This is a genomic window from Natrialba sp. SSL1 (assembly GCF_001861355.1).
In the GTDB taxonomy this organism is placed as follows: domain Archaea; phylum Halobacteriota; class Halobacteria; order Halobacteriales; family Natrialbaceae; genus Natrialba.
Map to the genome: position 1 here is coordinate 17,328 of NZ_MASN01000016.1, position 24,548 is coordinate 41,875.

15 protein-coding genes are annotated in these 24,548 nt (G+C 63.1%); 7 read left to right on the forward strand and 8 right to left on the reverse strand.

Features of this window, described 5'->3' with window-relative positions; genetic code table 11:
• The first annotated feature begins 143 nt into the window (after positions 1 to 143).
• Positions 144 to 902: a class I SAM-dependent methyltransferase gene (locus tag BBD46_RS03415; RefSeq protein ID WP_071400364.1), complete on the forward strand. Its 759-nt coding sequence runs from the start codon at positions 144 to 146 to the stop codon at positions 900 to 902.
• Positions 903 to 1,024: 122 nt separating this feature from the next.
• Here BBD46_RS03415 and BBD46_RS03420 read toward each other — a convergent pair whose 3' ends face one another.
• From BBD46_RS03420 to BBD46_RS03435, 4 genes are all read right to left on the reverse strand, one after another.
• Positions 1,025 to 1,552 (reverse strand): HIT family protein, encoded by a 528-nt coding sequence (locus BBD46_RS03420; protein ID WP_084777673.1) that lies wholly within the window; start codon positions 1,550 to 1,552, stop codon positions 1,025 to 1,027.
• Between the two features lie 104 nt (positions 1,553 to 1,656).
• Positions 1,657 to 2,718, reverse strand: coding sequence for a glycosyltransferase (locus BBD46_RS03425; protein ID WP_071400365.1), 1,062 nt, complete (start codon positions 2,716 to 2,718; stop codon positions 1,657 to 1,659).
• A gap of 177 nt (positions 2,719 to 2,895) precedes the next feature.
• Positions 2,896 to 4,644: an AAA family ATPase gene (locus BBD46_RS03430; RefSeq protein WP_071400366.1), complete on the reverse strand. Its 1,749-nt coding sequence runs from the start codon at positions 4,642 to 4,644 to the stop codon at positions 2,896 to 2,898.
• 376 nt (positions 4,645 to 5,020) lie between these two features.
• The gene (locus BBD46_RS03435; protein WP_071400367.1) at positions 5,021 to 5,791 is read right to left on the reverse strand and encodes a hypothetical protein; all 771 of its coding nucleotides are present in this window, start codon (positions 5,789 to 5,791) and stop codon (positions 5,021 to 5,023) included.
• Positions 5,792 to 6,117: 326 nt separating this feature from the next.
• Here BBD46_RS03435 and BBD46_RS03440 point away from each other — a divergent pair, with 326 nt between their 5' ends.
• Positions 6,118 to 7,953 carry an alpha/beta hydrolase family protein gene (locus tag BBD46_RS03440; protein WP_071400368.1) on the forward strand — a complete coding sequence of 612 codons (1,836 nt, stop codon included), beginning with the start codon at positions 6,118 to 6,120 and terminating at the stop codon, positions 7,951 to 7,953.
• 133 nt (positions 7,954 to 8,086) lie between these two features.
• Positions 8,087 to 9,112 (forward strand): lysylphosphatidylglycerol synthase transmembrane domain-containing protein, encoded by a 1,026-nt coding sequence (locus BBD46_RS03445; protein ID WP_071400369.1) that lies wholly within the window; start codon positions 8,087 to 8,089, stop codon positions 9,110 to 9,112.
• Between the two features lie 30 nt (positions 9,113 to 9,142).
• Here BBD46_RS03445 and BBD46_RS03450 read toward each other — a convergent pair whose 3' ends face one another.
• A complete protein-coding gene (locus BBD46_RS03450; RefSeq protein ID WP_071400370.1) occupies positions 9,143 to 10,204 on the reverse strand; it encodes an NAD(P)-dependent glycerol-1-phosphate dehydrogenase in 1,062 nt (353 codons plus the stop codon).
• A gap of 161 nt (positions 10,205 to 10,365) precedes the next feature.
• Positions 10,366 to 11,355, reverse strand: coding sequence for an NAD-dependent epimerase/dehydratase family protein (locus BBD46_RS03455; protein ID WP_071400371.1), 990 nt, complete (start codon positions 11,353 to 11,355; stop codon positions 10,366 to 10,368).
• 271 nt (positions 11,356 to 11,626) lie between these two features.
• On the opposite strand from BBD46_RS03455, the gene BBD46_RS03460 reads away from it, so the two are divergent.
• Both BBD46_RS03460 and BBD46_RS03465 read left to right on the forward strand, forming a co-directional pair.
• Positions 11,627 to 13,414: a hypothetical protein gene (locus tag BBD46_RS03460; protein WP_071400372.1), complete on the forward strand. Its 1,788-nt coding sequence runs from the start codon at positions 11,627 to 11,629 to the stop codon at positions 13,412 to 13,414.
• Between the two features lie 185 nt (positions 13,415 to 13,599).
• Positions 13,600 to 14,250: a peroxidase-related enzyme gene (locus BBD46_RS03465; protein WP_071400373.1), complete on the forward strand. Its 651-nt coding sequence runs from the start codon at positions 13,600 to 13,602 to the stop codon at positions 14,248 to 14,250.
• A gap of 570 nt (positions 14,251 to 14,820) precedes the next feature.
• Here the strand turns inward: BBD46_RS03465 and gltB are convergent.
• Together gltB and proS are read right to left on the reverse strand one after the other, a co-directional pair.
• Complete coding sequence (gene gltB, locus BBD46_RS03470; RefSeq protein WP_071400374.1) at positions 14,821 to 19,392, reverse strand: glutamate synthase large subunit; 4,572 nt, start codon at positions 19,390 to 19,392, stop codon at positions 14,821 to 14,823.
• Between the two features lie 521 nt (positions 19,393 to 19,913).
• Positions 19,914 to 21,395: a proline--tRNA ligase gene (gene proS / locus BBD46_RS03475; RefSeq protein WP_071400375.1), complete on the reverse strand. Its 1,482-nt coding sequence runs from the start codon at positions 21,393 to 21,395 to the stop codon at positions 19,914 to 19,916.
• A gap of 234 nt (positions 21,396 to 21,629) precedes the next feature.
• On the opposite strand from proS, the gene BBD46_RS03480 reads away from it, so the two are divergent.
• Positions 21,630 to 23,321, forward strand: coding sequence for an alpha-amylase domain-containing protein (locus BBD46_RS03480; protein WP_253184497.1), 1,692 nt, complete (start codon positions 21,630 to 21,632; stop codon positions 23,319 to 23,321).
• A 114-nt stretch (positions 23,322 to 23,435) separates the two neighbouring features.
• Complete coding sequence (locus BBD46_RS03485) at positions 23,436 to 24,407, forward strand: quinone oxidoreductase family protein (RefSeq protein WP_071400377.1); 972 nt, start codon at positions 23,436 to 23,438, stop codon at positions 24,405 to 24,407.
• Positions 24,408 to 24,548: the final 141 nt, after the last annotated feature.

A 24,548-nucleotide genomic window follows, 5' to 3' on the forward strand; every position in this document is an offset into this window, starting at 1 on the left:
CCGACTCGGAGGAGACTACATCTATATCGTGTACGCATTCTATCCAGTTGTGAAGAGAGTCTGAAAACGTATCAGGAACCGGTCGGAGATATGTTGACCCGGTGAAAGTATATCAACTGATATGTCGTTAAGGTACGTGAAGAATGAGTGATGATAAACCGAAGGCGAATCCAACTGTTGAAGGCTATAACCTATTAGCAGAAAATAAAGACAGGGTTGGAACGAGTCCTTGGGGAGAGAGCGACTACCAGCGACACTACGTTTGGCCAGGGGTTCGGCCGTTGTTGCCGGATGTCGCAAGAAAGCGGGTTTTCGATGCCGGTTGTGGAATCGGCGATTACACCGAATGGTTCCTCGAACACGGTGCCGAAGTTGTCGGTGTTGATGCGAGTTCTCGAGCGATCGCAATCGCCAAAAGTAGATTAGGCCATCGAGCAGATTTTCACTGTACAGACCTCACCAACCCGTTAGAGTTCACAGCCCAATCTGAATTCGACCTCGTGTTTTCTAACCTTGTCTTGGGTCATATCGAACACTGGAGACCGGTGTTTGAAGAGTTCCGGAGAATTCTCACTACCGACGGCACCTTCGTATTCACGGCTATTCACCCGGTACGCCGGTACCGACGGCACCGAGATGAGTTGGCGAGTTACTACGACATCGATTCGTACACGCTCGAATGGGGTGATACAGGCGCCACCGTCGAACAGTATCACAGACCGATAAGTGAGATTGTCAACTCCCTCTCGGAGAGCGGATTTCGGCTCGATGAGTTTCGAGAGATAACTCCGCAGGAAGACTACCGAGAGTGTAACCCAGACCGGTACGAGAGAGCGCTGAAGGAACCAGATACACTCTGTGTCCGAGCACGACCATTTGATGCGGAACAAGAGCGATTGTAAAGTGAGTTCCACTCTTCGCCCATTGGCCACTGAACTGTGATACATTCGTGCTGTGTATTCAGCACGGCTACTGAAACATGCCAGCGTCAAAAGGTTTCAATAGAGCCAAACTGCACAACCGATTACAGTTTTTCTCGAACCGCCGCGACGATCGCTTCTGCGTCCGCCGACTCGAGTTCCCGGCGAGCTAGCGAGAGGCCCACGCTGTCGTCCTCGAACCGCGGCACCAGATGAACGTGCGCGTGATCGACCGTTCCGACCAGCGGGCCGCTCGTGTGGAAGACGCTGAAGCCGTCCGGCTCCAGGGTGGACTCGAGTGCCGTCGCGACGGTGTGGACCGTGTCGAAGACGGCGGCGGTTTCCGTCTCGTCCATGAGCAGCAGTTCTTCGTCGTGCGTGCGCGGTGCGATTACTGTGTGTCCGCGGACTGCGGGTCGCCGGTCGAGAAATGCGATTGTTCGGTCGTCTTCGTAGAGGATTGCCGCGGGTTCAGCACCGTCGCTTATCTGGCAGAAGTCACAGTTCGGCTGTGAGTTGGTGGTCGTGTCGGTGTCGGTGTTGCTGTCGGTATCGGTCGTCTCACTGTCAGTGGTAGAATCAGTATCCGCCTGGCCGCCCTCACTGCCATCTGCGCTCCCAGCATCGTCCATACCGAGGGCACTCAGTAGACGATTAAATACCTGTTTGCCTGGGCGTCTGTTCAGTCGCTGGCTACTTCGTCCCGGGCTGCCCTCCAAAGAGTGCGCTCAGACCGCTACAACAGTCCCGACGCATCCTGCAGCGCCCGATACGTCGTCAGATACCGGTCCCGAATCTCCGCCCGATCGTACTCGTCGAACTCGTCATCGAGATCGCGGTACTCGAGTCCCCCCGCCTCGATAATCGTGTCGCTGAGTTCATCTTCGCTCGTCGTCCGGAAGCCCCGATCCCAGCCCTCGACGAGTTCGTGGGCACTCGAGTCGGCGTGGTACTCGACGACGCCGACGCAGCCGGCGGCGAGCGCCCAGAGCATCTCGGTCGGGAAAACGCAGTATTCGGCAGTCTGTGCGAAGACGTGTGCGCCGCGGTAGGCGGCGATTCGCTCCTCGAGTGAGCGGTCGCCGGCGAACGTGACACGGTCTTCGATACGGAGGTCGCTCGCGAGTCGTTCGTACGCCTCGCGCTCGGGGCCGTCGCCGATGACGGTTGCCTGCCAGTCGCGGTCACGATGTTCGGCGAGCGCGAGCAACAGGCTCTCGAGGTTCGCCCCCTCGTCGAGGCGGCGGGCGTAGATAACATCGGCCCGTTCGCCAGGCTGGACTTCACGTATCTGTTCGACATTGATCGGATTCGCGATCGGATCGACCGCCTGCTCGCTGACGCCGAGTTCGCGAACCCAGGTCGCGACGAGTTCGGAGGGGACGAGGTTTCGGTCGACGGATCGGGCGGCGAGTTTGCGCCATCGATCAGTTGGGACGCCGTCCATGCCGTACCACTCGGCGACCACGGGCGCTCTGGCCAGCGTCGCACCGAGACTGGCCGCGATGACCTGTCCCGGTCGCTGTGCGCTGACGTGGACGATATCGGGACGCGCACGGGCGAGGACGTACGGCAACCGGACGAGAAACGAGGCGGTGGCCTCGAGTTCGACGGAAACGCCGTGGTACGTGATTCCCTCGCGTTCGAACGTTGCGTGTTCGCCGTCCCAGAACTGCGTACAGTAGACGTGGACGTCGTGGCCGGCGTCGTCGAGTAGTTCGAGAACGCTCTGCAATCGTCGGTTCGTCTCGGTATCGCGGTGGAAACCCGTTTCAGCGGAGACGAACGCGACTCGCATATGGCATCGCCACGCAGGGATGGGATAAAAAGTCACTTCTTTCGTGCGGTGAGTTCCGAGTAAGTCGCCCGCAGTAGAGCCTGTCTCCTGTTGGCTCCATCGAGAAGAACCGCATAATGACCGGCGAGTTGGCGCTCACCGGTTGCGGACGGTTGCCGTCAGTTGGCCATCACTGCGTCAGTCGAACAGTTCGTTCGCGAGTTCGATCTCGTCTGAGAACTGGTCAACCATCGACGACGGACCGCTGGCCTGGTGTCCCGCGTCAGCCTTCTTTTTGTCGTCGGTTTCGAACGCTGCGGCGTCATCCGTTGGTTCGTCTCGGTCTTTCTTGTCCTTCCTGTCGTCGTGCTTCTTGTCCTTCTCGTCGTCTTCTTCAACGTCGAGGGCGTCACCCTCGTCCTTGTCGTCTTTCTCGTACTTTTTGTCCTTCGTGTCTTTCTTGTCCTTCTCCTCGTCTTCTTTGACATCGAGTACGTCAGCTTCCTCTTCGTCCTCTTTCTTGTCTTTCTTGTCCTCCTCGTCTTTCTTATCTTTCTTCTCGTGGTGCTTGTCGTCCTTTCTGTCGTCTTTCTTGTCCTTCTCGTCTTTCTCGTCCGGTTCCTCTAGCTCCGCTGCCTCAGGCTCGTCCTTGTCGGCTTTCCTCTCGTCTTTCTTGTCGTCGTGTTTCTTGTCATCCGCTTTCTCTGCCTTTTCGTCCTTCTCGTCTTCGTCTTCAACGTCGAGAGGTTCGGTGTCCTTCTTGTCTGCTTTCTCGTCCTTCTTGTCGTCCTTGTCGTCCCTGTCGTCCTTCTCTGCCTTGTCCGCCTTCTCTGCCTCTTTGTCCTGCTCGTCAACACGGTCCTCATCTGTTGGCTTCTCGTCCGTCTCTTCAACCGGTTCAGCCGCCTTCACCTTCTTCGGTTCATCCACCGGCTCTTCTTTCTCAGGTTTGTCGACCTTGTCGACCTGCTTCTCGTCGTCTGTTACGGGCTTCTCATCGTCTATGACTGGCTTCTCGTCTTTCTCATCTTTCTTGTCCTCGTCAGGCTTCTCAACCGGTGCATCGTCATCCTTCTCGTCAACTGGCACCTCATCCTTCACCGGTTCATCATCTTTCGCCGGTGCGTCGTCATCCTTCTCGTCCTTTTCAGGCTCTTCAACCGGTGCGTCGTCATCTTTCACCGGTTCCTCATCCACTGGCTCCTCATCCTTTTCCGGTGCATCTACCGGCTCATCGTCTTTCTCCGGTGCATCGTCATCCTTCTCGTCCTTTTCAGGCTCCTCAACCGGTTCATCATCGTCTTTCTCCGGCTCATCGATCGGGTCGTCATCGACCGGCGTCTCGTCAACATCGTCCATCACGAACGACACCAGCACGACGTTCGGTCCGTACCGGTCCACGAGCTCATCGAGTGACAGCTCTGCCGTGTCCACGTCACTGTCGCACTCGAGTTCGACTTCGTCTTCATCGAGGGCGACATCCTCGCCATCCGCGGTGGCGACGAACTCGTAGGTGTCGTCGGCGAGGCCGACGAACGTGACGTTGTCGGTCGCTGGCACCGTCACGGTCAGTGAGTGGGTGGTCTCCTGACCGTCGTCGGTAGCGGTACTTTCAGTCTGGAGGTTCGTCAGGAGCTGTCCCTGTGTCTGGACCTGGAACTGATCGTACTCGGCAGTCCAGGTCATCGTCAACTCAGTATCGCTCTCCGTCGGATTCTCGACGGTGATGTGTGGTTCGTCCTCACAGTCTTCTGTGACGAGGAGTTCGTCACCGGGAGCAGTGTCTACCGGTTCGTCGTCTTGTGCCCCGACTGCTGCTGCCCCACCGACGCTTGCGACGGTGAGGCCGACAACCACGACGATCGTGAGCAATCCCGCCAAGAGGCGTTTCCGCGTGTCTGTTCGCCCTATGCGTCCATCTGCTTTCTGAGTGTCTGTGTCTCTCATCAACGCGGCCCTCGACGGTAGCACTTGACAGAGGTGTTCTTTGTTATGCTCACCAGACACGATCGTAATGGCCGTCAGGAAAACAGGGCTGTCTGCACACTATATTCCCAGATTCCATTCAGAAATAAAGATCTGGGAAAATCGTGATTTCGTTCGGTGTAACCGTTTCTCCGTGGGTGTTGAACCGTTTCAGCGCCACTAGCGGGAACGAAACACTAGACTGGAAGCCGGCCGCGCGGACGCAACTCCAGTTTCACAGTGGAGACACTCGTTCTCCCGGGCGCTATCCATCATTACTCCAGGCTCAATCGATACTACCTGGTGTCGGGAGCGACGGTCGAACAGCGGGTTCGTTGGTCAGTCGATCGTTACTCCGCTACTCGTCTGTTCCGTTCGTTTCGATCGGTTCACCGTCGCCATCATCGCCATCATCGTCATCACCACCAATACCGCCAAACCGTTCCTCGAAGAACGAGTCGAGACCGTCGAAGATGCTGCCGTCGTCATCGTCGATCTCGTTGTCCTCGCTCTGTTCGTCCGCTGGACCGCTCTCTGGTTCGGTGTCCGTGTCCGGTGCAGTCTCAGTTTGATTCGCGCCGCTGTCGCTCTCGCTTTCGTTGCCGCTAGCACCAGCGGCGTCCTCATCTCCTTCCTCTCCGTCGGCACCGTCAGTCGCCGTCTCGTTCTCACTCGTCTGTGCGCCAGTGTCTGTTTCCGAACCCGGGTCCGAATCAGCCTCAGACGCTGGCTCCGACGGTGTGTCTGACTCGGACTCTGATTCCGACTCTGTCTCCGATTCCGATTCGTTGACCACCGCGCTCCCGTCATCGGCACTGTCGGTGGACTCGAGGAGGTCGCCGCCAGTGTCTGCGGTGGCGTCAGTGTCAGTGTCAGTGTCGGTGTCGCCGCCCACCAGTTCGGGGCCGACGATAGCGACGGTGGTGCCGAAGGCGGCGAGGACGATAATGATTGTGACGAAGACGATGGCGGTGCCGCCGTTGCGAGCGTCCGGTGGGTTCGAGGCTGCGGTGGCAGTAGAGGGAGCGGGAGAGTCCGAAGGTGCAGCGGGTGTTTCGGAGGATGTGTCGCTCTCAGCGCGATCCGCGCGGTCCGCGCGGTCCGAGCCATCCGTACCGTCGGCTGTCATCGGGAGGACGAACGGGCCGAGTGGCCTTTGTTAAGCGCAGCAATTGCCGCTACGGTGGCCAGAATCAAGCCGAGTTTTGCCCCTGAGAAAGATCGTTGTCGGTTTCCCATGATCGCCGCTCCGACGGAGCGATCGCTGGTAACGAACTCCAACGCCGTCTGAGTGGAATCAAGCCGAATTTCGTCACAATCGTGGACCGACAGCCAGCGCGACCAGCAAACGAGACGGCCGACAGGACGGTACCCGAACAAGTAGTCCCGGACTACTGGCTGGCGGCCTCGCCGCAACCCAAACGACTACCGGGCCACCACGCCACAGCGTCTGGTATGGCAGCGTACGAAATCGAACGCTATCTCAACGTTCGCAGCGCCTACGGGGCCTCGTTCGGCCCGGACGGCGACGAACTCTCGTTCCTGATGGACACGACTGGGACACCGCAGGTCTGGACGCTTACCGGACCCCGCGAGTGGCCCGAGCAACGGACGTTCGCCGACGAACGGGTGACGTTCGCCTCCTGGTCGCCCGAGCGTCGGGAACTGATGTTCGGCATGGACGAGGGCGGCAACGAGCGCGCCCAGCTATTCCGACTCGACGCAGAGACCGGGACAATCGAGAACGTGACGGCGATGCCCGACGCCAAACACCGCTGGGGCGGCTGGAGCCACGACGGTGAGCGGTTCGCGTTCACCTCGAACCGCCGCGACGAGGCCGTCTTCGACGTCTACGTACAGGACCGGGATGAGACGGGCGACGAGGCGGAACTCGTCTACGAGGGCGACGGCTGGCTCTCGCTGTCCGGGTGGAGCCCCGACGACTCCCGCCTGCTCGTCTCCCAGGCCTACTCCAACTTCGATCAGGATCTGTACGTACTCGACCTCGAATCCGAGGAGCCAACACTCGAGCACCTCACCCCTCACGAGGGCGATGTCCGCTACCAGAGCGCCAGCTGGGCACCCGACGGCGAGGGCATCTACCTCGTCACCGATCAGGGCGACACCGACACCCTCGATCTGGCCTACCTCGATCTGGAGACGGGGGGACTCGAGTCCGTCGTCGCTGACGAGTGGAACGTCGACGGCATTGCGCTGGACGACGAGACGGGGCGGTTCGTCTACTCGCAGAACGTGGAGGGCTACACCGAGTTGACTGTCGGCGAGTTCGATTCGGATGAGCCCACAGAATTCGAGGAGTTCCCCGAACCAGATCTGCCGGGAGGGGTTTCCGGCGGCGTAAGCTTCGACGACGATGCGGAGCGCTTTGCGCTGTCAACCACCGGCGACACAGTCAACACGAACGTCTTTGTGGTCGATATCGAGGCCGGCGAGGCCGAGCGCTGGACCAGCGCGCCGACGGCTGGGATTCCTCGGGAGACGTTCGACGAGTCCGAGCTGGTCCACATCGAGAGCTTCGACGGGCTGGAGATTCCCGGGTTCCTCACGCTACCGGACGGGAAGAGGGAAGCCGAGGCTGGCAGCGACGACGGCGCGCCGGTCATCGTCGACATCCACGGCGGCCCCGAGAGCCAGCGCCGCCCCTCTTTCTCCAGCGTTAAGCAGTACTTCCTCGACCGGGGCTACGGCTACTTCGAACCGAACGTCCGCGGCTCGGCAGGCTACGGCGCAGACTACGCCGCACTCGACGACGTCGAAAAGCGGATGGACTCCGTCGCGGATATCGAAGCCTGCGTGGAGTGGCTCCAGGACCACCCGGCCGTCGACCCCGACCGCATCGTCGCGAAGGGCGGCTCCTACGGCGGCTTCATGGTGCTCGCCTCGCTGACCGAGTACCCAGAGCTCTGGGCGGCCGGCATCGATATCGTCGGCATCGCCAACTTCGTCACCTTCCTCGAGAACACCGGCGACTGGCGACGCGAACTGCGCGAGGCAGAGTACGGCTCGCTCGCGGAGGACCGGGAGTTCCTGGAGGAAATCTCACCGATCAATAACGTCGAGCAGATCGAGGCGCCGCTGTTCGTCCTCCACGGCGAGAACGACCCGCGCGTGCCGGTCGGTGAGGCAGAACAGATCGCCGACGAGGCTGGCGAACAGGGCGTACCGGTCCGCAAGCTTATCTTCGACGACGAGGGCCACGGCTTCTCGAAGCTCGAGAACCGTATCGAGGCCTACTCGGAAATTGCGGACTTCCTCGACGAGCACGTTTGAGCGCCAGCCCGTTCGCAGTCGAGGACGTATCTGAGGCGCCAGCCCGTACAGCTGAGAACACGTCTGCACACTAACAAACGGCCAGCGTTTCCGATTCACTGGCGTTAACCCGCTGCAGGCGCGTACCGATGGTATGCACTGGCGGCGGGCGGTCGGCGGGCTTACAGTGGCCGTTGTAGTCATCGGGCTCTTCGTCTACGGCGTCGGCTGGGACGCCGTCCTCGACAACGTCCGAGCGGCCCACCCCGCCGCGCTCACCGCTGCCCTTCTCACCGGCCTCGGCATGCTCGCACTCCGAGGACTGCTCGTCAAACGACTCCTCGCACCCGTCGAGGGCGCGGCCCGCGGCACTGCCTTCGCAACTGCCTACCTCTCGGGCTACTTCGCTCGCAGCGCGCTCCCCTGGGGCCGCTCGACCGGCACCCCCGTCACCGCCTACCTGCTCGCGAACAACTCCGACTCCGAGTTCGAGGACAACCTGGCCGCCGTCGCCGCCGCGGAAGGGTTCAACGTCATCGGCAGCCTCGTCATCGCTGGCCTCGGCGCAGCCATCTTCGTCCTCACCGGCGACGGCTCGCTCGACTCCATCGGTGCCAGCCTCGCCGTCCTCGGTGGCGGTGGACTCCTCACGGCAGGCGTCGTCGTCATCGTCTTCCACCGCGGGGTCGCGAGACAGGTGGCACTCGAGTTGGCCGCCCACGCGGAAACCCTCGTCGGGAAGCTCCCGTTCTCGCGGCTGACGCAGTTGGAGGGGGCGCTGACGAGCCGGATTGACGGCTTTTTCGGGACGCTAGAAGCGATTCAGGCGTCACCGCGGACGCTCGTCGCGGCGTTCGGAATCGCGGTCGTGAGCTGGGTGTTCAACGCGGTGCCGCTGTATTTCGGGCTGGTCGCGCTGGGCGTCGACGTGCCGCTGGCGCTGGTGTTCGTCTGTGCGCCGCTGGCGTCGTTCGGCGGCGTCGTGCCGTTGCCCGGCGGGAGTGGCGGCATCGAGGTCGTGCTGGCGAGTTTGCTCGTCGCCACGGCTGGCGTTCCGGCTGACGTCGCGACGGCAGGAGCGATCCTCTACCGGCTGACGACGTACTGGGCGCATCTGGCGATCGGTGGCATCGTCGCGCTCGCGATGTCGCTGCTCGGGACGCAGCGGTTTCAGCGCTAGTGCGGGCTAAAACCTCGAGAAGGGAACCAATCAGTTGATGACGCCCGTCTTCGTCGCAACCTCGCGAGCCGCCTGCTCGTCCATTCCGTCACCCAGAATCGTATAGCGGTCGCGAATCTCGTGGCAGGTCGTCAACGCCTCGATCACCGTCTCGTCGTCGATATCGAGTTCCGCTGCGGTCGTCGGTGCGTCGATGCTCGCGAGCGCGTCGCGGATGTCCCGCCAGATCCCGCGCTCGCCGCCGTGCAGGTAGGCCGTCATGATCGAGCCGACGCCGACCTGGTGACCGTGCAGCGCCTCGCCGGGCGCGATCCGGTCGAGCTGGTGGGAAAAGAGGTGCTCCGCGCCGCTTGCCGGTCGCGAGGAGTCGGCGATACTCATCGCGACGCCCGAGGACATGAGCGCCTTCGTGACGACCCAGGCGGACTCCTCGAGTCCCGGCCGGATGAGGTCGGCGTTGTCCACGAGAATTTCGGCCGTCATTTCCGAGAGCGCGGCGGCGTACTCGGAGTACTCGACGTTCTTGAGCCGGTTTGCGAGCCGCCAGTCCATCACGGCGGTGTAGTTCGAAATGATGTCCGCACAGCCGGCGGTCGTCAGCTCCCAGGGAGCCTCGGCCAGGATTTCGGTGTCGGCGACGACCGCGAGCGGCGGCTCGGCTGCCACGCTGTGGCGGGTGTCACCGTCAGGGACGGAGCCGCGATTGCTGATGACGCCGTCGTGGCTCGCCGCCGTCGGCACCGAGAGAAAGCCCATCTCGAGGTGGTCGCTCGCCATCTTCGCGATGTCGATGGCCTTGCCGCCGCCGACGCCGATGAGGTAGGAGACCTCCTCCGCCTCGGCGGTTTCGATGACGGTTTCGACCGAGTCGAACGTCGCGGATTCGATCGTGACGATCGCGGGGTCGATGCCGGCCGCCTCGAAATCGGCGGCGACCGGTTCCGCGGCGACCTGTCGCGGCGTCGGACTCGTCACCAGCAACGGCCGTCCCTGAAGGTGCAGGTCGTCGACGACCTCGACGACCGACGACCGGACGCCGTGACCGACGACGACGTTTCGGGGGAGCCGAATCCACGTCGACTTCTCGAACATAGGTGGACTGAGTCACCCCCGGGATATACGTGTTTTTCCTCGACACTGTCTCGCTGTCAGGGGAACGGGGCGGTACTCACAACTGTGGCTGCTCACCCGCGAACGCTTGCGCTGGCTTTTTCATCGAAAATCCGTCAAAACCAGCCGAATAGAACTGGAGATCAGAGCGTCTCGAGTATCCCCAGCACGCGCTCCTCCGCCTCCCGATCCGGCCCCTGCTCCCGTCCGTCACGGTCACTCTCGAGATGGTCTTCGACCGACTGTTCCATGGCCGACTCGAGTGGTGTCGACTCCCAGCCGAGGGCAGCGAGTTTCGCCGTCGACAGTACGTGGGGATACTCGCGGTAGAGCGGGTAGTCGGTGGGGCCGATCTCACCGGCGGCGAGTTCGCGCGGGCCGGCGTGGACGACGTCCACGGTGGTCCCCAGTGCATCGGCGATCAAATCGACCATTTCGTCGAGCGTCACGAGCTGCCGGTCGCCGACGTTGTACGCCTCGCCGGCCTCGCCGCGCTCGGCGACGATACGGAGCGCGCTCGCGACGTCCTCGACGTAGGCGCGGTGCCAGACGTTGGTGCCGTCGCCCGGTACCACGACGCGGTCGTGCTGGTTCACCCGGTCGATCCAGAAATCGAGCCGTTCGGTGTAGTCGTCGGGCCCGTAGACGATACACGGGCGGACAGACATGGCGTTCACGCCGCGGTTCGCGGCTGCCTCGATGGCGCGGTCGCCCGCCGCCTTGCGCTTGCCGTAAGTCGCGTCCGAGTCGTCGGTCGCCTCTTCAGGCGAGCAGGACTCGAGTGGTGTCTCGTTCTCGCGCTTGGGAATCTCCTCGCGGCCGTAGGCTGCGCCGCTGGAAATGTAGACGTAGGCTTCGCAGTCGGCGAAGATGCGGGTGGCTGCCTGCACGTCCTTCGGATAGTAGGCGACGCAGTCGAAGACAGCATCGGGGTCGGTGGTTGCGGCGGCGGCCTCGAGTGCGGAGTCGTTGGTGCGGTCGCCCTCGATGTGGTCGACGCGGTCGTCGTCCGCGAACGGGTTCTCGCGGGTGCCGCGGTTGAGAAGGGTGACGTTGTAGTCGTGCTCCAGCAGGTCCGAGACAAGGTGACGGCCGATGAATCGCGTGCCGCCGATGACGAGTGCGGTGTCCATACGGGCACATCGCAGACGTGTGGGAAAACGGTAGCGGATGTGTCGAACCAGCGGTGGACGCGTAAACGGCGGCTTCAGCGGCTGGTGACGGCGCTCAACGACGGTGCACGCTTACGCACGCTCAGGATTTATCCGCATAATCTGCATAGCACGCCCGTCGGACGCACGCACTGCAGTCGGCGACTAGCTCGTCGCGTCGCGAGCGCTCCTCGCGGCGCGCACACCAACACTCGGTTCAGACGGAGAACGACAGCTGTCTGAAATCAGAACCATGAACGACCGATACGACCGACACGACCGTCGACGACCGGACGACCGACAGGTACCGAACGAATCGGAAAGACGGAACGCGGGCGAGCGAGATCAGGGCTACCGCGACGACCGACGATCACAACCGCGCGGCGAACGCGAGCAGTGGCCACAGGACGAGGGCCGGCGCGAACCGCAGGGCCGACGAGCGCGCGACGACACCCGACGAGGCAGACGTGATAGCGGGCAGCAACACGGACGTGGCCGCGAAGGCGGCCGACAGCGTGGTCGAGACGACCAGCAACAGCAACAGCGACAGCGGCAACGACAGGGATTCGAGACCGACCTGGGCGAGGCCGACTCACTCGAGTACGGTGGGCAGGCACGCCACGACCGTGGTGGTTCCCGATACGACGAGCGCGGGCACGAAGCAGTCGATGTCGACGAGCAACAGCGCCGGCGCGGCCGGCAGGGGCAGTCACAGGACCGTGGGCAACAGCCGCGACAGGAGCGTGGGCAGCAACCGCGACAAGACCGGAGACAGCAGCCACGACAAGACCGTGGTCAACAGGCCCGGCAGGAGCGAAGTGGACAGCCACGGCAGGACTACGGCTACGACGAACAGCGACGCGGTGACTCGCGAGGACAGAGCCGACAGCAACCGCAGGACCGCGACACGCACCGCCACCAGCACGAACCTGGCCAATCGTCTTTCGACTCCGGTGCCCACTCTCGATCGGCACAGTCGGGTCGGACTGAACGGCGTCCCCGAGACACCGAGGGTCGCCACGCACAGGACGACCGGCGACAGCGACAGGGGTTCGAAACCGACGTGCAGAACGCGGATGCACTCGAGTACGGCGGCCAGGCGCGGCGACCGGAACGTACCGGCGAGATGCCGCGACCCGAGGGCCAACAGGACCGTCACGAGCGACGCGGTGCGGATCGACAGGGTGAGTCGACTGATCGTCGGTCTGACCGACCACCTGAGATGGCGGCTTCCGGCCGGTCGGGCGACAGGGGCAGGGGTGGAGCGCAACGAACACAGGACGACCGGCGGCGAGAGCAGGGGCCGCGGCAGGGGCAGTCGACGGCGGGTCGCCATCAGCGCAGCCAGGGCTTCTCGGGCCAGCAGCCACCACAGAGCGATGAATCGATGGGTGGCCGTGGCGGCGGATACGACGACGGACGACAGCAGCGAGAGCCCGAGCGTCGATCCCGACAGGAGCGCGGCCAGTCTCAGTCCCAGCCCCGACGGATGCCGGAGGGGCGGCCGGACCGGCGACGAGATACCGGGTCGGGCGATGAGCGGCAAACCGAGACGCGTGAGCCGCCGACGGAGCAGCGCTCGCAGCGGTCGTCTTCGTCTGCATCGTCCACAGATCGATCCTCGTCTCGACCGACGGATGCACAACCGGGTCCGCACAGCCAGGGTGGCGGGTCGGACTACCGGAGCAGGCAGCGAGATGCCCGATCCCACGGGTCCGAGGGCCGGTCGAGGGAGGCGCAGGACGAAGACCGGCGCACAGCGCGGGAGCCAGAGCGGCGAGACGACCGCGGTCGCGGTGACCGGACGGGCGGCGGACTCCAGTATCGCCAGACCGGTCGCCGGTCCGAGCAGGGAAGTTGGACGGAAGACCGGGCGGACGCCCAACAGTCGAACGAAGCGTACGATGACGACGACCGGCGGATGGACGAGGAGCCGAATAATCGTCGTACAGACGACGATATGGACAACCGGCGTCACGTCCACGAGCGCGACCCGGTCGGCGATCGGGACAGAGACCGTGACGATCCGCGGTCCGAATAGCCCTGAACCAGCAGTTGGCTGCCGAGCAGACGGCTCACTACGCAGTCGACCTCCCGTGATGGGGTAATTCCGCACCAACCGTACTTTTTGACGCGCTCGCCGGCGCTACTTGCGCAGACGCTCAGTCATCCAGTATCCGCGAGCGAGGACCGTGAGTTATTACGCTGACGTGTGAACCAGCGTGCATGAGCGATCAGGACGACACAGCCGGCACGGACTCAGACACAGCCGACGATACAACTGCAGAATCGAGCACCACACCGTCCCTTGCAGACGATGCCATGGCGAATTTCCCAGTCCCGGACTTTGAGAACCTCCCCGAGGACCTCCAGGAACGCATCACCGAAGAAACCGAGCGCGCTGGCTTCACGCCGAACGTCTTCTCCGCGTTCGCGTACAAGCCCTCGCACTTCCGAGCGTTCTTCCAGTACCACGACGCGCTCGTCGAGGACACCGCACTCGAACGTGAGGAGATCGAGATGATCGTCGTCGCGGTCTCCGGTGTTAACCACTGTTACTACTGTAACGTCGCACACGGGGCACTCGTGCGGATCTACGCCCAGGACCCGAAGTTGGCAGACCAGTTGGTCGCGAACTACCGAACCGCGGATATCAACGAGACCCATCGTACGATGCTCGACGTTGCGGTGACACTCACCGAGCGACCGATGGAGGTCGAGCAATCGGATCTTGACCGGCTCCGCGAAGCCGGGTTCAGTGAAGAAGCACTCTGGGACATCGCCGCCGTAACGGCGTTTTACAACCTGAGTAACCGGATGGCGATGTTCGCCGAGATGCGGCCGAACGACGAATTCCACACGCTCGGCCGAAACTGACGATCGTTGTCATCAATGATTAGACAGTGCTAAAGATTAAGTTAGTCGAGGTGAATGATCTGGCTGTAATGGAGGTGAAAACCTGAACTCAGTGAGCCAACAGCCGACCGACTCTTGCCGCGACTACCATGACTGGATCAGATCGTGCCAGGATCAGCCGACACCCGCCAGGTAGGCCGCGGTACTCGACACTGCGGTGACGCGACGCCAGTATCACGTGGTCAGTCTCGGCGATCGCGTCAGATCGACGACTGAGCTCCTGTATTTGTTCGTCGATTCGATTTTTTGTACGGACGGTCCCGCGGAGTTACTCGGCGGTATGAGCGTACTCGTTATATTCGTGGGTTTCGGGCGTGCTCTCATCGAACTATTCAGACGTGATATCTACCCCGTCTCGTACGCCCGGCAGTCGGAGAGAGGTGGACCGAACTGTGTGCTGACCCCTGCTGGCGTGTGGCCAACTCCATGTGTCGGTTGCAGAATCGACTATACAGCAGCCGAACTCGAGTACGGCCATCCAGTGCACAGTCGCTTGTCGCTGTCAGCCGAGAAATGAGGATGGGCGACCGTTCAGTCGTCGCTCGCGGCGAATCCGGCGGACTCCGCGTCTGCCTCGGTCTCGGGCACGCCGGGCAGCTCGCCGCGAACGTCGTCCGATCCCTGTTCAGTGATCGCCTTATGGTAGGCGTCGGGCATGACCTTCACGAAGGCGTCGAGCGCACGCTCCCAGTTCTCGAGCAGTTCGGTACCGCGCTCGGAGCCCGTGTAGGCGACGTGGTTCTCGACGAGACGGCGGAGCATCTCCTCGTCTTCGTCCTCGAGGTCGTCGTGCAGCGAGACCATTCCGGTGTTTGCCTTTCGGTCGAATTCGCTGTCCGGGTCGTAGACGTAGGCGACACCGCCGGACATGCCGGCTGCGAAGTTCGTGCCGGTCTCGCCGAGAACGGCGACGACGCCGCCGGTCATGTACTCACAGCCGTGGTCGCCGACGCCCTCGACGACGGCCTTCGCGCCGGAGTTGCGGACGGCGAAGCGCTCGCCCGCGACCCCGTTGACGTACAGCTGGCCGTCCGTCGCGCCGTAGAGCGCGACGTTGCCGATGGCGACGTTCTGGCTCGGATCGTAGGCCGCGCTCTCCGGTGTTCGGACGGTGATTTTTCCACCCGAGAGACCCTTCCCGACGTAGTCGTTCGCGGCTCCGGTCAGGTGCATCGAGACGCCGCTCGCGAGGAACGCACCGAAGCTCTGGCCGGCGGTCCCCTCGAGATCGGCCGTGATCGTGTCCGCCGGGAGGCCGGCCTCGCCGTAGCGGCTGGTGATCCGGTTCGAGAGCATCGCGCCGACTGCGCGGTCGACGTTCGCTACGTCCGTGGAGAGAGCGACCGGTTCCCCGCCGTCGATCGCGTCCGCCGCGCTCTCGATGAACTCGTGGTCGAGCTGGTCGTCGAGACCGTGGTCCTGCTCGCGGACCTTTCGGCGCACGTCACCGGCGGGCTCGGCAAGCACGGCCGAGAGGTCGACTGTGCGGGCCTTCGGGTGCTCGACATCGTCGCGCTGAGCGAGGGCGTCGACCTGTCCGATCATCTCGTCGACGGTCCTGAACCCTAACTCGGCCATGATCTCGCGCAGTTCCTCGGCGATGAACGTCATGTAGTTGATGACGTGCTCGGGCTCGCCGGGGAAGCGTTTGCGCAGATCCTCGCGCTGGGTCGCGACGCCGACCGGACAGGTGTTCTTGTGACACTGGCGGGCCATCACGCAGCCCGAGGTGACGAGCGAGGCGGTGCCGAAGACGTACTCCTCCGCACCCAGCAGGGCGGCGACGGCCACGTCTCGGCCGGTCTTCATGCCGCCGTCGGCGGAGACACGGATGCGGTCGCGCAGGCCGGTTTCACAGAGCATCTGGTTCGCCTCTGCCAGTCCGAGTTCCCACGGGAGCCCCGCGTTCTTGATCGACGTGCGCGGCGAGGCACCCGTGCCGCCTGAATGGCCCGAGATGTGGACCACGTCGGCGTTGGCCTTCGCGACGCCGGCGGCAACCGTACCGATACCGGCTTCGGAGACGAGCTTGACGTTGATATCCGCATCCTCGTTCGCCGCCTTCAGGTCGAAAATCAGCTGCTTCAGGTCCTCGATGGAGTAGATGTCGTGCAGCGGCGGCGGCGAGATGAGCCCCACACCGGGAGTCGACTTGCGAACGTGTGCGATCATCTCGTTGACCTTCTCGCCGGGAAGCTGGCCGCCCTCGCCGGGCTTCGAGCCCTGGGCCATCTTGATCTGCAGTTCGTCGGCCGAAGAGAGGTACGTCGAGGTGACCCCGAACCGGCCGGAGGCCACCTGCTTGACGTTGCACTCCTTCTCCGTGCCGAAGCGTTCGGGCGGCTCGCCGCCCTCGCCCGAGTTGCTCTTCCCGCCGATGCGGTTCATCGCAATGGAGTTGTTCTCGTGGGCTTCCGGCGAGAGCGAACCCAGACTCATCGCGGCCGTCGAGAATCGCTCGACGATGTCCGTGACGGGTTCGACCTCCTCGATCGGGATCGAGTCGCGATCGGAGTCGAACTCGAGTAACCCCCGAAGCGTCTGCAGATTCTGGTTCTGGTCGTTGATCAGGTCGGCGAACTCCTGGTAGCGCTCGTAGTCGTTCGAGCGGACGGCCTGCTGGAGCGTCCCCACGGTTTCTGGATTCCACTGGTGGGTGAGGCCGTCGGAGCGGTGTTCGAACTCGCCGTAGCGGTCGAGGTCGGGCTCGTCTGCGTCGGCTGCGAAGACAGTCGCGTGACGTTCGCGAAGGTCCGCCTCGATTTCGGCGAGGCCGATGCCCTCGGTACGGTTTTCGGTCCCCTCGAAGTACTCTTCGACGAGATCTGAGTCGAGGCCCACTGCTTCGAAAATCTGGGCTCCCTGGTAGCTTTCGACCGTCGAGATGCCCATCTTGGCCATCGTCTTCAGGAGGCCGTCCTCGAGTGCGCCGATGTAGGCGTCGATGGCGGCCCCGGTGTCCGCGCCGTCGGGACCGGCGGTGAGGTCGGCGATGGTCTGATAGGCCAGGTACGGGTTGACCGCGCCAGCGCCGTAGCCGACGAGCGTCGCGAGCTGGTGGACGGTGCGCGGTTCGCCGGACTCGACGACGAGGCCGACGTGGTTGCGCAGCCCGTTCCGCACGAGATGGTGGTGGACGCCACCTGTCGCGAGCAGGCTCGGAATCGCAACCCGCTCCTCGTCGACGGCGCGGTCCGAGAGGACGAGTACGTCGTGGCCCGCTTCGATCGCTGCGACGGCGTCTTTGCGGACGCGCTCGATGGCGTTCTGGAGTTCTGTACCGGCTGAATCGGACTCAACGTCTGCTGGCTCGTACGTGATATCGATCGTCGCCGCCGTGATCCCGTTCGTCGAGCAGTCACGGATCGACGCGAGGTCGGCATCGGTCAGTACGGGTGAGTCGACGACGAGTTGGCGGGCGTGGGCCGGCGACTCGTCGAGCAGGTTGCGCTGGTAGCCAAGCCGGCTCTCGAGGCTCGTGACGAGTTCCTCGCGGATGTAGTCGAGCGGCGGGTTGGTCACCTGCGCGAACAGTTGCTTGAAGTAGGAGAACAGCGGCCGGTTGTACTCGGTGAGCACCGAGAGCGGCGTGTCGTCACCCATCGAGCCGACCGGGTCCTTCCCCTTGGTCGTCATCGGCTCGAGGAGGTTCTCGAGTTCGTCGTGCGTGTAGCCGAACGCGGCCTGCTGGTCGCGGAGGTTCGAGACGTCGTCACGGGGAGCGCTGTCGTCCGTCGTCCGGATGTCGGCGAGCTGGACCTGTTCCTGGGCGACCCACTCGCCGTAGCGGTCGTCGGTGAGGTCCGCGAAGATTTCGTCGTCGGGGATGACCCGACCCGCCTCGGGATCGGCGAGGAAGAGCTGTCCCGGCTGGAGGCGGCCGCGCTCGGAAATTTCGGCGGGATCGGTGTCGAGCGCGCCGGCCTCACTCGCCATGATGAGGCGGTTGTCCGTCGTCACGTCGTACCGGCAGGGACGGAGGCCGTTGCGGTCGAGAACAGCTCCGACGCGGTCACCGTCGGTCGCCGCGACGAGCGCGGGGCCGTCCCACGGCTCGACCAGCGAGGCGTGGAAGTCGTACCAATCTCTGCGCTCTCGTGGCATCGATTCGTCACCGCGCCAGGCCTCTGGAACGAGCATCCGCAGGGCGTGGGCCAGATCGCGCCCGTCCTGCAGCAGCAGTTCGAGCGCGTTGTCGACGCTCGCGGTGTCTGACTGCTCGGGGTCGTCGATGATCGGTGTGACGGCCTCAAGATCTGAGAGGACGTCGCTCTCGAGATCCGTCTCGCGCGCACGCATCCAGTTGATGTTCCCCTGAATCGTGTTGAACTCGCCGTTGTGGATGACGTTCCGGTGTGGATGGGCCAGCTGCCACGCCCCCAGCGTGTTCGTCGAGAAGCGCTCGTGAACCATCGCGAACGTCGATTTCAGGCGCTCGTCGGTGAGATCCGGGTAGTAGGACGGAACCTGTTCGCCCTTGAGCAGCCCCTTGTACACGACCGTCTGTGAGTCGAGCGAGCAGACGTAGAAGCGCTCGCTCCCGTCGATATCGGCCGCCGAAACCGCGTTCTCGAGTGCCCGGCGCGCGACGTACAGTCGCCGGTCGAACTCGTCGCCGCTCACGTCGTCGGTCGCTGTGACGACGACCTGCCGGATGTCCGGTTCGGACTCGAGTGCGGTCGCGCCGAGGCCGTCGTTTTCGGTGGGAACGTCGCGCCACGCGAGTACGTCGAGGTCGTAGGTCGCGAACGTGTCCTCGAGAAGAGAGACGAGATTCGTCCGGGCAGCGTCGTCGGTCGGGAAGAAGAGCGAGCCGACGGCGTAGCTGCCCGGTTCGGGGAGATCGGTTTCGAGTTCCTGGTCGAAGAAGCTGTGGGGCGTCTGCAGCATGATTCCGGCCCCATCGCCGGTGTTCGATTCAGCGCCGGTGGTGCCCCGGTGTTCGAGGTTCCGGAGCAGGTCGAGACTCTCTGCGATGATGTCGTGGCTCGACCCACCATCGAGGTCCATAACGACGCCGACACCGCAGTTCGACCGTTCGTCCGTGGGGTCTGCGAGCCCCTGTGAACGGCCGGTGGATGGTGCTCTGTGTGGCTGTGGCATACCACCTGCTTCCGAAAGCGGATATAAGAGGATAACCCATAATGGCTAAGTGTATTCTAGACACATATGCATGGATATAAGGTGTATACTTCGACAGTATCTGAGCGGGACGACTCGATTTGTGTATCCGTACTCGAGTACTGTCCGCCGCACTAGAGCTATTGCTCGGGTCGAGAAGGGATCGATACAGCACAGGAAAGTGTCAGAGGCACGTAGTGCTCACCCACCAGAGTGAACACCACACCGGTTGTTCCGACGCCAGTGGTAAGCACTCTTGGGTTAAACCATTAGGTGTTGCTGAGTGACTCGTTAGCCGACAGGTGATGATTCCGCTGCTTCCGCCGTCAGCGTCCAGTATTGCGATCCGTGTTGGCTTGATTGTTGACTTGCTGATAGATGGGCGATCACGTCGGTGAGCACGCACACGACACGCACCGCTGCCGTGTCGTGATGTGAGAAAACCCGCATGTGGTCAGTCGAACCCGAAGGCGTGATCGCGAGGTGACTGACTCACTGACGCGTCAGTACGACTTCGCGAAGTACGCGATTTCGTCGGCCGCGTCACCGCAGACACCACACTCGTCGTGCTCGGGGTCGGGAACCTCGCCCGCCGTCGTGCCGCCCTCGTCCTCGAGTGGCTGCATGACGATTTCGGCGGCGATCTTCTCCTTGATGACCTCCTCACAGGCCTCGTCGCCACACCACGGCGTCTTCACGTAGCCGCCGTGCTTGCCGAGCGTCCCGAGGATGTCTTCGGGGCTGTGGGCCTCGCGAACGTTCTCCTCGAGATTCTCGGCTGCCGTGTCGTAGAGTTTGTCGAAGATCGTCTCCAGATGGTCGTCGACGGCATCGACGATCCCGTCACGATCCTCAACGGCCTCCTCGTTGTCGGGCCGGTGGACGAGGGTAACTTCCTCGTCTTCGACCTCGTACGGGCCGATTTCGAGTCGGAGCGGGACGCCGTTAAGTTCGTGTTCGTTGAACTTGAAGCCGGGATTGCGCTCGTCACGGTCGTCGAGTTCGACGCTGAAGCCGGCCTCCTCGAGTTCGTCCGCGATGTTCTGGGAGTACTCGAGTACGTCCTCCTTGGTGTCCTCCTGCCAGATGGGGACGATGGCGACCTGCGTGGGCGCGATGGTGGGTGGGAGTACGAGCCCCTGGTCGTCGGAGTGGGTCATGATGAGCGCACCGAGTGCGCGCCAGGAGAGGCCCCACGAGGTGGTGTAAGCGGTTTGCTCCGCCTCGTCCTCGTCGACGAACGAGATGTCGAACGCCTCGGCGAAGCTCTGCCCGAGGTTGTGGCTGGTCGCACCCTGGACGGACTTGCCGTCGGGCATCAACGCCTCTACCGTGGTCGTGGTGTCCGCACCGGGGAACTTGTCGTGTTCGGGCTTCTTGCCGCGCAGGACGGGGATTGCGAGGACTTCCTCGTAGACCTTCTCGTACTGGTCGAGGCGGGTCCAGACCTCCTCCCAGGCGCTCTCGTCGGTCGCGTGGGCGGTGTGGCCCTCCTGCCACATGAACTCCTTCGTGCGGAAGAACGGCTTCGTCTCCGTGGCTTCCCAGCGGACGACCGAACACCACTGATTCAGTCGCAGCGGCAGGTCGCGGTGGCTGCGGGTCCAGTCTGCCATGAACGGCGCGATGATCGACTCGCTGGTCGGGCGCACGGCGAGGCGCTCCTCGAGTTCGTCGTGGCCGCCGTGGGTGACCCAGGCGACCTCGGGGTCGAAGCCTTCGACGATGTCCTTCTCCCGCTCCAGAAAGCTCTCGGGGATGAACATCGGGAAGTAGACGTTGTCGACGCCGGTCTCCTTGAACCAGCCGTCGAGGGCGTCCTGAATGCCTTCCCAGAGGGCGTAGCCGCGGGGCTTCGTGACGATGAACCCGCCCATCGGTGCGTAGTCCGCGAGGTTCGCCTTCTGGACGACCTCGGCGTACCACTCACCGGGTTTGTGTGATTTCGACTCGGTGATGCCGAGTTCCTGACTCTCGTTGCTCATACCACGACATGCAGTCAGCGCGGTCTTAAACGATGCGAAGGTGGGTCGGGGAGTGTCACACTCACTCGCGAACGCGGCGTCGATCCGCCGTGTCAGTTCATCGAATGATACTGTTTCGAACTGTTGTTAAAACCATTATGTATTATTACTTCCTACGTGATCGGGAGAATTGCCATGAGAGATAACCACAGCCACAGTAAACGGCGATCGTCCGAGATCCACCGACGGAACCTCATGAAAGCCAGTGCAGCCCTTGGAACGCTCGCAGTTTCCGGTGCAACGCTCGGCGCGACGAGCGCGCAGTCGCTACCCGACCAGCCTGACGCCGCGGACGGAACGGTCGCGTACCAGTACTTTCACGCGACGTGGACCGACATCGAGGCCGATGTACCCCGCCTCGACGACGCCGGTATCGATACGATCTGGGTCCAACAGCCTGCGCGAGGCAAACTGGACTGGGACGACCTCTCCTACGACGGCGAGTACGGCTTCTACGACGAGACTTCACCGTACGGCTTTCGGGACCCACACCCGCCGGTCGGCTACCAGCCAGTCGACCTGCAGGACCTCGATTCGACCCTCGGCACCGAGAGCGAACTCGAGTCACTGATCGAGACCTGCCACGACCACGGTATCGAGGTCATCGTCGACGTCGTGTTGAACCACATGGCAGCCGCGGATGGGCCCGACGGCTACGTCGAACTCCCGCAGTTCGACCGCGACGAGCACTTCCACGACAACGGAACGCTGGGCGAGGACTGCCAACTGGACGGAGAGGCAGCGGAGTACGAGTGCGACCTCCTCGGACTCCCGTCGTCCGATGTCGAACTCGCGACTGTGCAGCAGGCGCACGAGGACTACCTCCAGCAGATCGCCGCCCTCGGTGCCGACGGCCTCCGGTACGACGCCGCTGGTCACGTCTGGCCCTGGTACTTCGAGTCCGAGATCAACGCACTCGCGGACGACCTCGATCTCTGGCGCGTTGGTGAAGTCTGGGACTACGATATCGATCGGCTACTCGAGTTCGCTGACACCGGGATGACCGTGTTCGACTTCCCGCTGTACGACGCCATCGTCGACGCGTTCGAGGGCGGCAGCATGGAGGGGCTCTCCCAGGACGCGGCGAACGGCGTCGTACACCACGAGCCGAGCGTTGCAGTCACCTTCGCGCAGAATCACGATACCGTTGGCCCAGGTGTAACTGAGGGTGAGGCAGAAGGCCGTGCGGTCGAACTCGCAGAGGCGTTCGTTCTCGCGTACGCTGGCATGCCGATGGTGTACCGTTCCGGGCCCGAAAATCGGTCGGAACTCGACGACGAGACGTTCCGTGATCTCGTCACCGTCTCCCAGGAGTTCGCCCACGGCGAGGTGATCGACCGCCACGTCGAGCACGACACGTACGTTTTCGAACGCAGCGGAAATCTGCTGGCAGGCATCAACACACACGAGTCGAGCGAGTGGACTGACTGGGTCGAAACGTCCTGGTCGAACGAGACGCTCGTCGATCACGCCGGCGGACAGCAACCAGTTACCACTACCGACGAGGGGTGGGTCGAGATCACGGTTCCGGCTGCGGGGTGGGTCATGTATGCGCCTGATGGGGACGATGACGGGGACAATGGAGACGACGATGACGATGATGACAACGGCGACAGCGACGAAGTCACGATCCAGATGACGGTCGGCGTCGACTACGGCGAGTCCGTCTACGTCACCGGGAGTACGGACGAACTCACGAACTGGGGCGGTGGAATCGAGGCCACCTGGACGACGGGCAACGTCTGGGAAGTCACCATTGCGGACCCCGGCGAGTTCGAGTGGAAGACCCGTCGCGGTCCGAGCGGTGAAAGCGGCGACGTCTGGGAACAAGGAGCCAACCACGACGAAACCGACCTTCATCCCGCCCATCAGGGCTGGGAGGAGTAGTCGCGTCGTTCGGTTTCCGTCTCACCCATCACTGGCGACGCACCCGTCGACAACGATTGACACGTTCTTCCACGTTCGCTGACTTTTATGCGAGTGTGTTACAAATGGAAACGTATGCAGGCTATCGAGGTAACAGCGTACGGAGACAACTCGCAACTCGAGGTCACCGACGCCGATCTCCCCGAACCGGACGCGGGCGAGGTCCGGATCGAGGTCGAGGCCGCCGGGATCAACTTCGCGGACATCATGCAGCGCCGCGGCGTCTACCCCAGCGGCCCAGAGCCAACCTACGTTCCCGGCATGGAGGCTGCAGGCACGATCGACGCCACCGGAGAGGGCGTCGGCCTGGACGAGGGCGACCGCGTGGTCGCGATGCTCAACACCGGCGGCTACGCCGAGTACGCCACCGCGAACGCCCAGATGCTCTTTCCGATTCCAGAGGGGATGAGCTTCGCGGAGGCCGCCGGCTTCCCCGTCCAGTTCCTCACCGCTCACTCCTGTCTGTTCGAGTGGGGCGGACTCGAGGAAGGTGAAACCGTACTCATCCAGGCTGCCGCCGGCGGCGTCGGCACCGCCGCCGTCCAGCTAGCCTCGAACGCGGGCGCGGAGGTCTTCGGCACCGCGAGCACGCAGGAGAAACTCGACCTCGCAGCCGAGCTCGGCTGTGACCACCCGATCAACTACACGGAGACCGATTTCCGAGCGGTCATCGACGAGGAAACCGACGGCGAGGGTGTCGATTTGGTCCTCGAAAGCGTCGGCGACGACATCTTCGAGCGCAGTCTCGACGCGATGGCGCACTTCGGCCGCATGGTCACCTACGGCGTCGCAAGCGGCGTGCCAGCCGAAGCTGAGAACCGCCGGCTTCTCTTCGAGAACAAGAGCGTCTCCGGCTTCCACCTCGGCCAGGCCTCCTACCACGACCCGAGCAAGATCATGAAGGCCGTCCCCGACCTCACACAGGGGCTCACCAGCGGCGACCTCGAGGTCGTCCTCGGCGAGGCGTTCGCACTCGAGGACGCGGCCGATGCACACCAGTATATCGAGGATCGGAAGAGTTCAGGAAAGGTCGTGTTGCGGCCCTGAGCTGCCAGCTATCGGGCGGGTTCTACTCTGAATTGCCCGTCCCACCGTCGGCTACTTTTGTTCGCCGGTCTCGTCGATTTCGCCGCTAATCAACAACCGTTCGTACTCCGTACTGTGCGCACCACTACGGAGGGTGACGCG

Coding starts and splice junctions, on each gene's coding strand:
- BBD46_RS03415 (WP_071400364.1), top strand. CDS start 144: ATGAGTGATGATAAACCGAAGGCGAATCCAACTGTTGAAGGCTATAAC.
- BBD46_RS03420 (WP_084777673.1), bottom strand. CDS start 1,552: ATGGACGATGCTGGGAGCGCAGATGGCAGTGAGGGCGGCCAGGCGGAT.
- BBD46_RS03425 (WP_071400365.1), bottom strand. CDS start 2,718: ATGCGAGTCGCGTTCGTCTCCGCTGAAACGGGTTTCCACCGCGATACC.
- BBD46_RS03430 (WP_071400366.1), bottom strand. CDS start 4,644: ATGAGAGACACAGACACTCAGAAAGCAGATGGACGCATAGGGCGAACA.
- BBD46_RS03435 (WP_071400367.1), bottom strand. CDS start 5,791: ATGACAGCCGACGGTACGGATGGCTCGGACCGCGCGGACCGCGCGGAT.
- BBD46_RS03440 (WP_071400368.1), top strand. CDS start 6,118: ATGGCAGCGTACGAAATCGAACGCTATCTCAACGTTCGCAGCGCCTAC.
- BBD46_RS03445 (WP_071400369.1), top strand. CDS start 8,087: ATGCACTGGCGGCGGGCGGTCGGCGGGCTTACAGTGGCCGTTGTAGTC.
- BBD46_RS03450 (WP_071400370.1), bottom strand. CDS start 10,204: ATGTTCGAGAAGTCGACGTGGATTCGGCTCCCCCGAAACGTCGTCGTC.
- BBD46_RS03455 (WP_071400371.1), bottom strand. CDS start 11,355: ATGGACACCGCACTCGTCATCGGCGGCACGCGATTCATCGGCCGTCAC.
- BBD46_RS03460 (WP_071400372.1), top strand. CDS start 11,627: ATGAACGACCGATACGACCGACACGACCGTCGACGACCGGACGACCGA.
- BBD46_RS03465 (WP_071400373.1), top strand. CDS start 13,600: ATGAGCGATCAGGACGACACAGCCGGCACGGACTCAGACACAGCCGAC.
- gltB (WP_071400374.1), bottom strand. CDS start 19,392: ATGCCACAGCCACACAGAGCACCATCCACCGGCCGTTCACAGGGGCTC.
- proS (WP_071400375.1), bottom strand. CDS start 21,395: ATGAGCAACGAGAGTCAGGAACTCGGCATCACCGAGTCGAAATCACAC.
- BBD46_RS03480 (WP_253184497.1), top strand. CDS start 21,630: ATGAAAGCCAGTGCAGCCCTTGGAACGCTCGCAGTTTCCGGTGCAACG.
- BBD46_RS03485 (WP_071400377.1), top strand. CDS start 23,436: ATGCAGGCTATCGAGGTAACAGCGTACGGAGACAACTCGCAACTCGAG.